The organism is Olsenella uli, from assembly GCF_016900775.1.
In the GTDB taxonomy this organism is placed as follows: Bacteria; Actinomycetota; Coriobacteriia; order Coriobacteriales; family Atopobiaceae; genus Thermophilibacter; species Thermophilibacter uli_A.
Genome location: NZ_JACJKN010000047.1, coordinates 1 through 427 on the forward strand (window position 1 = coordinate 1; position 427 = coordinate 427).

Genomic DNA, 427 nt, shown 5'->3' on the forward strand with positions numbered 1-427 from the left:
TATCCATTCCAAGCCTACATTGGGAGGAGGTTTCAATGGATTTTATCGCAGGTTTATCCAAGTCCGAGGGAAAGACTTTCATCATGGTGGTAGTTGACAGACTTACCAACTATGCACACTTTTGTGCATTATCACATCCATATAAAGCCAGTACAGTTTCTACTGCATTTATGGAAACAATTCAAAAGCTACATGGAAACCCAAAGATTATTGTAAGTGACAGAGATTCCATTTTCACTGGAAATTTTTGGACAAAATTATTTTCTTGTCTTGGTACTCAGTTAGCTCATAGCTCATCTTATCATCCTCAATCTGATGGGCAAGCTGAGATAGTAAACAAATGTTTGGAAGGATATCTTCGTTGCTTTGTATCTGATAAACAGACACAATGGGTCAAATGGTTGCCTCTGGCTGAATGGTGGTATAA

Annotated in this window: 1 protein-coding gene; it reads left to right on the plus strand. The window is 38.2% G+C overall.

Annotated elements, in window-relative coordinates; all coding sequences use genetic code 11:
* Window positions 1–35 precede the first annotated feature (35 nt).
* Window positions 36–427 (plus strand): DDE-type integrase/transposase/recombinase (locus tag H6A23_RS11250; protein ID WP_204832261.1); only part of this gene is annotated, 392 nt, incomplete at its 3' end.